Raw genomic sequence first — 7165 nt, forward strand, 5'->3', positions numbered from 1 at the left:
GATGGTATCCGTACTTGTCGGCCACATCCTCGGCAGTCATCCGGCCGTGATACAGATCATGCATCATCTGCTGGTCAATCAGCGGCATGCGCTCTATCTTCGCAGCTGTTCGTAGACTCATGTCCAGATAGTCGATCTCCGCCTGGATCTCATCCTTGCGCTCGATCAGCGACAGAATCTTCTGGTCTGAATAGTTCGGGCTGACTGTGTGTGGCATTGCCTTGCTGCTGCGCTGCTGCTCCGGTGTCAGCTCTTTCCCTGACTTTGCCAGGCCTGTCATCTTGTGCTCAATTTCGAGCAGCTCCAGCAGCTTTTCATCTCTTTGCTTCTGGATCCGGTATTTCTCTTTGTAGGCTGCGATCGTCAGCCTGGTCATAGTCTTCAAAAACCAAATTCCTTTCTAGTCGTTTTACTTGTGCTTTCTTACAAATCTGTAATTGTCCATAAAGTGCCGATAGGATGTGGAGCTGTTAAACCCCGTGAACAGCTCGCGGAAGAAAACCGTTGTCGGTCCGGTACACCCTCCCCACACGAACAGGATTTCTACACCACGCGAATACTCTATACCGCCGATGCTGGTAAACTCGGTTTCATAACTCTTGTGCAGCCAGATTTCCCCGACGTTCGGCTCGCAGTCGTAAATCTGTTTTCCGTAGCAGCTCATTCTTTCACCACAGCGTCAGCGCCCTGGACAGTGACCCATCCGTGCTTGATTTCTTCCTTTCTCATTCCTCTCCCTCAAACCTCAGTGCTTCCAGAATTTCGTCCAGGATGAAGGAGCGCAGGCTCCCGTCAGGTTTCCTCATGTTCGGCACAGCCACGAAGGGGATTGGCTCGTCGTTGCCGAGTTCCCCTTCCTGTACTGTTCCACTGCTCAGATTCCTTTTCAGGAATTCCATTTCGTCTTTTGTCAGCATCATTCATCCTCCAGCTCCAACCGAAGGTAACTCATCGCCTTGTGCAGGTCGCTGTCCCGGCTTTCACCCTTCTTCCTACCGGCTCTGGCGATGTACTTGATGACGTTGCCGAGACAGAAATTCAGCCCCCATGACTTAATCACGTCGATTGGTTCAGGGGTGATGTTGTAGTGGGAAGGTTGTAAAAATCCGTGTTTTTTACAATCTTCCGCATCCAAACGCTCAGAAACAGGCGTTTTTTGACAAGTCCCCACTTTTTGCGAAGGTTCAGACGACGTTCCCAAATTTTCTGGATTTTTGTGAAGATATTCCTCTTCTGGTTCCTGCACAAGTTCGAAGTCCATCAGAAATCGTCGACCTTCGATCTGTAATTCCTCTGGTTTATCAATGAGACGTTTTACCATTTTGCCAATCGTGACATACGGCTCCGGAGTCGCCCAATTGGTTGTAAATAACACTCTGTAGTTTTGACATGTGAATTTGTTTCTCCAAATCTGCCAAGGTTCCGGTGTGACAACCTTCGGCTCGTGCAGACTCAGCAGCAGAGCCTTCACTTTTTCGGCTGCGGCTTCGGCTTCTTCCTTGCTCTGAAAGCAGTTGCCGAAATCATACTTATCGTTATCGCTATCCCATTCAGTCCACATGTGGAAATTGGCATTACCATCTCGGTCAATGAACCAAAACTTTTCTCTATCTTCCGGCTTCCATCTTTCAGTCATTGGCTACCTCCTTCAAAACCAAGTTGCTGAACTTCTGATAACGGTCAATGTAGGTTTCGTCTTTGTCCCCGTTGTAAGTCGCTTCCCACAACTGCTGGTCCCTGGTACACCCAAATATCGCTTTCCGGTTCTGCAGCGTCTTGCAGCTCCAGACCAGGAAAATTTCTTCAACACATAACCCTTCTCGCTGAGCGATGTACTCAGCGATTGTCTTTATCCACTTTTTCATCAGTACTACTCCAGATTCTTTGCGAATAACCCAAACGCTTCTTCCGCAGTCATGGGTGGGCCTCCCGACACTGCCTCCGTGTTTCGCTCATTTCCTTCCGGAATTCTTCAAGCTCTTCGGGCGTGAACACTTCCACCGTCTGACCTTCTCTCACAAACACCCCCACGTTGCTACTCCCAAACAACCCCGTTTTCCATGCGTCTGGCCAGCTCTCTCTGAGCCATCAGCAGCACCTCTGTGCTGCCGTCGATTCCTTCGCATTCGCCTGCCATCTGGTACATGCAGAACATGGTCTTCTGAATGTCAGCGAACCTTGGTTTCTTTTCTGGTTCCAGCAGCTGTGTCGCTGCATCTGTCCGTTTCGGATCCGTCTTTTCTGTGACAATGCACTTTCCTCTGGTGTCTTCCATTTCTGTCCCTTCCTGTGACCCGTCAGATTCGTCTGTACGGGATTTTTTGCTTTCTTCCGGTAAATACCCGGTTTCTTCCGTTTCGTCGCTTATAGGCGGGTTCTCGCCCGCCACAGAGGCATTCCCGCGGTCCAGCTCCTCCTGTATCTGCCCCATGCGGGTTTTTACAGCCCTTTTTATGGCCTCATGAGGCAGATACGTTTTAACAGCCGCAGCTTCGACAGCATTTCGCTCCTGGTAGGAGAGCCCGGCGTCTACGATCTTGCTGGCGAGCCGTCCTCTCTTTTCTGAGATGCGGATCATTACGGCCAGGATGTCATCCGGTGCCTGTCTGGCTCCCCGCTCCCACATGCTCACCAGACTCTGGTCGATCCTCTGTCCATAGGCGATGGTCAGCTGCTCGGCGAGTTTTGTCTGGCTCATTTTCATGCGCTTGCGCTGTTCGTAAACCGCTTTTCCTGTGATCATGTCTCATCCTCCTCTGCTTCATCCAGTGACCTCATCAGCTGTACCAAGTTGTGCAGGCTGTCATTGAGCGGCTTAAGTTTTTCCCGAGTGCGGTTGGCCTCTGAGTAGTTGCCGGCTGCTTCCGCTGCTTCCAGCTCGTTCGTCAGATGTCGGATCTGCAGCCGCAGGCGATGTGTCGCCTGGTATGCGTCATCTCCCGGCCAGCTCATTTTCGGCCCCGCTTTGGATGGCGTCGATGTCGATGCTCGTGATGACCCCCCTTGCAGGGACCGGCATACAGGTGATGAGTCCAGGCTTGATGATCCTGACGGGAACTCCGATTTCGTACTCACTGGGAACTCCCCGGTCAAGTTTTCGGTATTTCTTCGGTCTTACTTTCATGACCTGCCTCAGTAACCCCGGTCCTGCCGCTGGTGATTGACTTTGTTCTTTGCCAGATATTCCTGATACACGTCCTCGAAATCCAGCTTGAGGCACCGCATAAGCCACATGAGCTGGCTGACCGGCGGACAGGCATTGCATTCGCTCAACCGCAGCATCATCGGCTGGAAGGCAGAAACGACACGGCGGTGTTCCGGAAGCCGGCCGCAGTTTTCGTACTCGCTGAACGCGATTGCCGTGAATTTGGACAGCGGCAGCCCGGTTACCTCGTGATGCGCCAGCTGCCAGCTCAGGACGAAGTGCAGGACATCCACGAACTCTTCCAGCACTTTCTTCTCGTCTACCGGTGCCTGTGTCTTTTTCCACCAGCACCAGTCCGCTTTCAACTCATGGTTGAGTTCTCCAATCTCGTCCAGGATTGCGGACACGTACCAGTTGCCGTACAGCAGGTCTTTGTAGGTCAGGCCGTGTCCCTTGACGATGCGCTCGTCGAGCTTTTCCTGCAGCTTGAGCATCTTCCGCCACCGGGTGATGAATGCCTTGCGATCCATGCGTTCTGTCATGCTGCCACCTCCGCATTCAGCCATTTGGCGATTTCTACCGGATCCGGTGCGGCTGAGGATCCGTAACTGGGGCACGCCCCGCTCTGGAAGACAGGGCAGGTGTCACAGTCGTCGAATGCAGCTACGCATCCGGATTCCAGATAAGTCAGCAGTGTCATTTCCTGGACTCCGTGAGGTCCGTCTGCTGCATTTGCCAGTGCGGCGGAAATTTCCGCTGCGTATTTTTCGTGGTTTTTCATCCTTCGCCTCCCCACTGGTCCTGGAACAGCTGCAGCAGATGCGACCACTTTTTCAGACTGTCCCGCAGGACTTCCAGTTTTTTCCTGATCCGTTTGACTTCGGCATCATTTCCGGACGATTTCGCTTCATCCAGCTCATGCTCCAGTTGCCGTATCTCTGTCAGCAGATGCATGATGCCTTTTTTGACGTCCATCACTTCCGGCCTCGCTTTCTGGCTGCCTGTCGCCTGTCCCATTCCTTCGTGCCTTCCCAGACGATTGGGTGTCCGCACTTGCATGTCATCTGACCAAAAGCCAGGCGCCGCTTGCATTCCGGGCAGCTGTAGACTTTTTCAAACTGTCCCGGAACATCAAACAGTGCGCACGGCTTTTCGTAGGTGATGACTGGTTTGAATTTGTCCATCACTTCCACCCCGCTTTCCGGAGATTCCGGAAACACTCCGACAGCTCGCTGCGCATGAAGCGGAGTTTTGTCTCAAGGTCCCGTTTCCGGAAGATGTTGCCGGCCTGCTCAGCCTGCCGGATCCCCTGATGGACCGCTCTCATGGCTGCCCGCTGTCTCAGCACCATCGGGTGCTGCTCTGCGATTTTCGGTTTCTGCATTTCGTCACCTCTCAGAACGGCAGGTCATCCGAGCCCAGGTCAAGTATTTCATCCGGGCTGTAGGGATTGTCGTGGCTTGGTCTGACGTTTTGGTCGTATTGATAACCGCCGCTCTGACAGCCATTTCCAGCCCCGTAGGAGCGATTCTGTGTCTGGACGGGTGAATATCCGCCGTAAGTGCTTTGCGGCCTGTCAGCGGGCTGTGTGCCGTTGTTCCTGCTGTCCAGCAGGTCCATGGATTCGACGATGACCTCGGTGATCTCAACTTTCTGTCCCTGCTGGTTCTCGTAGCTCCTGTTCTGCAGCCTGCCGGTCACTCCAATCTGGCTGCCCTTGTGGGTGTACTGATGCAGGACTTCTGCTGTCTTCCCCCATGCCTGGCAGCGGAAGAAGTCTGCATCAGGCTGTCCCTGTGACTTGAACCGGCGATTGACTGCCAGTGTGAAGTTGGCGACTGTCTTTCCGGACTGAGTGGTTCGAAGTTCGATGTCCTTTGTCATCCGGCCTGTAAGGTTGGTGATGTTCATGCTCTTTCCCCCATGAATTCGTTTGTCAGCCACACCTGGCCTTTGCCCGTGACTTTCGTCGTCTTGGTGATGCGCACGGATCCGTCCGGGTTAGAGATGGTCCGCTCCTTGATCTCGAAGTAACCCTTCTCCATGGCCTTCTGTGTCGGCATGTTCCGGCTTTCCCCGGACTTCATCAGCCAGCCGTTTGTCCTGAGCCAGTCAAACAGCCGTCTCTGTCCGACTTCCACGCCGTTCTGCCGCAGCAGCTTTGCCATGTCTCCGATCAGGATGCTAGTGCTGGATGTCTCCACAGCTTCGGCAAACAGGGCCTTGGGCTTCATCTCTGCATTCTGAAGTTCCAGCTGCCTGCGGGCTTCCCGTTCTTCCTTGAGTTTCTGCAGTGCGTTGATTGCCAGGTCCGGGTTGTCCAGCAGTTCGTCCATGGCGTACATGCCGTTTCTGCGAAGGCTGGGCAGCACTTCCGATGTCACCCATCGCTTGAATCGCTTTGCTTCCGGGAGTTTGCTAGACATGATCAGTGAGTAAAGTCCGGATTCGCTGATCAGCATTGGAGTCTGTTCCCTACCGATGGAGTCACGAATCGTTACCCCATCGCATTTGTCTTCTAAATCTACATGATCGATAATTGCTTTTCGCGGATTGGAATATCCCAGACATTCCGCCACATCCTTCCCGACGAAGTAAGGTTCCGTGCCGATGGTGAGTGTGCGGATCCTAGATCCGTCAAAATCAAATGTCTGAATTTCGTTCATTTTTTCCCTTTCATGTTTTCTTCGAATTCGGCTTTCGCCTTTTCCACTTCTTCCAGCATCTCCTGTCGTTCCTGCTCCGAAGAAAACTGGCTTCCAGTGTCGGAGTACCAATCCGGCAGCTGTCCGGAGTAGACTCCGGTCTTTTGTCGTGCGGCAGGCTGCTTGCGGTAGGCTGGCTTTTCACCTGAGGCTATCTTGTTCAGGTATGCCGGAAAGCTGCTGATCGGCTTGTTCGGGTTCTCTTTCAGCATTTCGCTGACCGTCTCGATTGCATCCATCCCGGTCTTCGGGTGCCGCTCCATCAGTGTGTTGTACTCCACCTGGGTGAGGGGCACGTTCCGGAATTTCCCGAACAGCGAAGAAGCGACCTCAGATGATGAGTCATCATCATCATCATTCTTTCTTTCTTTCATTCTTTTCTTATTGTTAGTGGTTGCTGGTTGGTTGATGCTTGGTTGCTCGTTGGTTGCTTGCTGGTTGGAGACTTGGTTGCTCAGTTGATATTTTTCGTAGTTTGTCAGCTTAATAAGGGTGTATGTCGCAGTTGTTGACTTGGTTACTTCGTTGGTTGATTCCAGCTTGTTTAACGCTGTCCGTATCTGTTGTTGCGATAACCCTGTTTCTTTGGAGAGTTTTTCCCGGGAGGTGATTTTCGCTCCGGCAGGCACGTCAATCCCCCGCCATTTGCCTGGCTTGCTGTTGGCTGTCAGGAGAAGGTGGATGAACAGCGTCTTGGTCGGAACATCCGTATACCATTCCCACTCCGTGAGTTTTCTATAGAGCTTTATCCATCCGCTGTCCATCAAAATTCCCTCTCTTTTTTCCTATTCCGAATCCGTCAGATACTTATCGTGATAGGTGACAGCGACGGCCATTGCGGCCCAGATATCCTTTTTAAAACCGTAGAAATATCCGGGATTTTTCTTTGTCCCGACCACTCCAAACCGATCGATAAGAGCCTGGCGGATGTTGCTGTCTCTGGCCCGGGAGTTGTGGCAAATCGCCGTCTTTTCTTCCATGCGATAAATGCGCTGGTAGTTGATGACGTTCCCCCAGACGATCTCGATATGCCGCTCAAATCGGCCTATCTGCACGCAGGTCTCAAATACTTCTGCCCCGACTGGCATTCCGTAGCTGGCGACCATTTCCACAGCCACGTGCCGGACAGGGTCATCCCAGTACCACCTTTCGTGAACCAGCAAGGAAATGCACCTTTCCAGATCCGCATTGGGCAGCTTGCCTTTGGCGATGACTTTGGACAGGTCGTCTGTCACCATCACAAAGGCTGATTCGATGTTCCCCGGGTCAATGGCAAGGATGCTCATGCGTCCTTGACCTCACCTGTCACCGGATC

Annotated in this window: 14 protein-coding genes; all 14 read right to left on the reverse strand. The window is 52.7% G+C overall.

Annotated elements, in window-relative coordinates; translation table 11 throughout:
* The coding region (locus Q2J39_RS10185; RefSeq protein WP_300913542.1) for a hypothetical protein at positions 1-376 on the reverse strand (376 nt) is incomplete at its 3' end.
* Between the two features lie 33 nt (positions 377-409).
* Positions 410-664 (reverse strand): hypothetical protein, encoded by a 255-nt coding sequence (locus tag Q2J39_RS10190; RefSeq protein WP_289068845.1) that lies wholly within the window; start codon positions 662-664, stop codon positions 410-412.
* A 61-nt stretch (positions 665-725) separates the two neighbouring features.
* Positions 726-920 carry a hypothetical protein gene (locus Q2J39_RS10195; RefSeq protein WP_289068844.1) on the reverse strand — a complete coding sequence of 65 codons (195 nt, stop codon included), beginning with the start codon at positions 918-920 and terminating at the stop codon, positions 726-728.
* On the reverse strand, positions 917-1636 hold the full coding sequence (locus Q2J39_RS10200; RefSeq protein WP_289068843.1) for a DUF3310 domain-containing protein: 720 nt from the start codon (positions 1634-1636) through the stop codon (positions 917-919). The genes Q2J39_RS10195 and Q2J39_RS10200 overlap by 4 nt, the downstream gene beginning before the upstream one ends.
* The gene (locus Q2J39_RS10205; RefSeq protein ID WP_289068842.1) at positions 1629-1865 is read right to left on the reverse strand and encodes a DUF6275 family protein; all 237 of its coding nucleotides are present in this window, start codon (positions 1863-1865) and stop codon (positions 1629-1631) included. The genes Q2J39_RS10200 and Q2J39_RS10205 overlap by 8 nt, the downstream gene beginning before the upstream one ends.
* Positions 1866-2035: 170 nt before the next feature.
* Positions 2036-2743, reverse strand: coding sequence for a helix-turn-helix transcriptional regulator (locus tag Q2J39_RS10210; protein WP_289068841.1), 708 nt, complete (start codon positions 2741-2743; stop codon positions 2036-2038).
* 389 nt (positions 2744-3132) lie between these two features.
* Positions 3133-3687 (reverse strand): dUTP diphosphatase, encoded by a 555-nt coding sequence (locus tag Q2J39_RS10215; RefSeq protein WP_289068840.1) that lies wholly within the window; start codon positions 3685-3687, stop codon positions 3133-3135.
* Complete coding sequence (locus tag Q2J39_RS10220) at positions 3684-3926, reverse strand: hypothetical protein (protein WP_289068839.1); 243 nt, start codon at positions 3924-3926, stop codon at positions 3684-3686. Before Q2J39_RS10220 ends, Q2J39_RS10215 begins: the two co-directional genes overlap by 4 nt.
* Positions 3923-4120 carry a hypothetical protein gene (locus tag Q2J39_RS10225; protein ID WP_289068838.1) on the reverse strand — a complete coding sequence of 66 codons (198 nt, stop codon included), beginning with the start codon at positions 4118-4120 and terminating at the stop codon, positions 3923-3925. Before Q2J39_RS10225 ends, Q2J39_RS10220 begins: the two co-directional genes overlap by 4 nt.
* Positions 4120-4329, reverse strand: coding sequence for a hypothetical protein (locus Q2J39_RS10230; protein WP_288158573.1), 210 nt, complete (start codon positions 4327-4329; stop codon positions 4120-4122). Before Q2J39_RS10230 ends, Q2J39_RS10225 begins: the two co-directional genes overlap by 1 nt.
* 211 nt (positions 4330-4540) lie before the next feature.
* Complete coding sequence (locus Q2J39_RS10235; RefSeq protein ID WP_300968154.1) at positions 4541-5056, reverse strand: single-stranded DNA-binding protein; 516 nt, start codon at positions 5054-5056, stop codon at positions 4541-4543.
* On the reverse strand, positions 5053-5811 hold the full coding sequence (locus tag Q2J39_RS10240; RefSeq protein ID WP_290457580.1) for a phage antirepressor: 759 nt from the start codon (positions 5809-5811) through the stop codon (positions 5053-5055). Before Q2J39_RS10240 ends, Q2J39_RS10235 begins: the two co-directional genes overlap by 4 nt.
* Complete coding sequence (locus tag Q2J39_RS10245; RefSeq protein WP_300968156.1) at positions 5808-6614, reverse strand: hypothetical protein; 807 nt, start codon at positions 6612-6614, stop codon at positions 5808-5810. Before Q2J39_RS10245 ends, Q2J39_RS10240 begins: the two co-directional genes overlap by 4 nt.
* A 21-nt stretch (positions 6615-6635) precedes the next feature.
* Positions 6636-7136 carry a hypothetical protein gene (locus Q2J39_RS10250; RefSeq protein ID WP_276888520.1) on the reverse strand — a complete coding sequence of 167 codons (501 nt, stop codon included), beginning with the start codon at positions 7134-7136 and terminating at the stop codon, positions 6636-6638.
* Between the last annotated feature and the right edge of the window lie 29 nt (positions 7137-7165).

This window comes from uncultured Allobaculum sp. (genome assembly GCF_948576815.1).
GTDB lineage: Bacteria > Bacillota_I > Bacilli_A > Erysipelotrichales > Erysipelotrichaceae > Allobaculum > Allobaculum fili.

Bases quoted from the DNA above. Each gene is read 5' to 3' on its own strand.
- Q2J39_RS10250 (WP_276888520.1), bottom strand. From the start codon at position 7,136: ATGAGCATCCTTGCCATTGACCCGGGGAACATCGAATCAGCCTTTGTG.
- Q2J39_RS10210 (WP_289068841.1), bottom strand. From the start codon at position 2,743: ATGATCACAGGAAAAGCGGTTTACGAACAGCGCAAGCGCATGAAAATG.
- Q2J39_RS10205 (WP_289068842.1), bottom strand. From the start codon at position 1,865: ATGAAAAAGTGGATAAAGACAATCGCTGAGTACATCGCTCAGCGAGAA.
- Q2J39_RS10190 (WP_289068845.1), bottom strand. From the start codon at position 664: ATGAGCTGCTACGGAAAACAGATTTACGACTGCGAGCCGAACGTCGGG.
- Q2J39_RS10200 (WP_289068843.1), bottom strand. From the start codon at position 1,636: ATGACTGAAAGATGGAAGCCGGAAGATAGAGAAAAGTTTTGGTTCATT.
- Q2J39_RS10245 (WP_300968156.1), bottom strand. From the start codon at position 6,614: ATGGACAGCGGATGGATAAAGCTCTATAGAAAACTCACGGAGTGGGAA.
- Q2J39_RS10230 (WP_288158573.1), bottom strand. From the start codon at position 4,329: ATGGACAAATTCAAACCAGTCATCACCTACGAAAAGCCGTGCGCACTG.
- Q2J39_RS10235 (WP_300968154.1), bottom strand. From the start codon at position 5,056: ATGAACATCACCAACCTTACAGGCCGGATGACAAAGGACATCGAACTT.
- Q2J39_RS10195 (WP_289068844.1), bottom strand. From the start codon at position 920: ATGATGCTGACAAAAGACGAAATGGAATTCCTGAAAAGGAATCTGAGC.
- Q2J39_RS10215 (WP_289068840.1), bottom strand. From the start codon at position 3,687: ATGACAGAACGCATGGATCGCAAGGCATTCATCACCCGGTGGCGGAAG.
- Q2J39_RS10220 (WP_289068839.1), bottom strand. From the start codon at position 3,926: ATGAAAAACCACGAAAAATACGCAGCGGAAATTTCCGCCGCACTGGCA.
- Q2J39_RS10240 (WP_290457580.1), bottom strand. From the start codon at position 5,811: ATGAACGAAATTCAGACATTTGATTTTGACGGATCTAGGATCCGCACA.
- Q2J39_RS10225 (WP_289068838.1), bottom strand. From the start codon at position 4,120: ATGGACGTCAAAAAAGGCATCATGCATCTGCTGACAGAGATACGGCAA.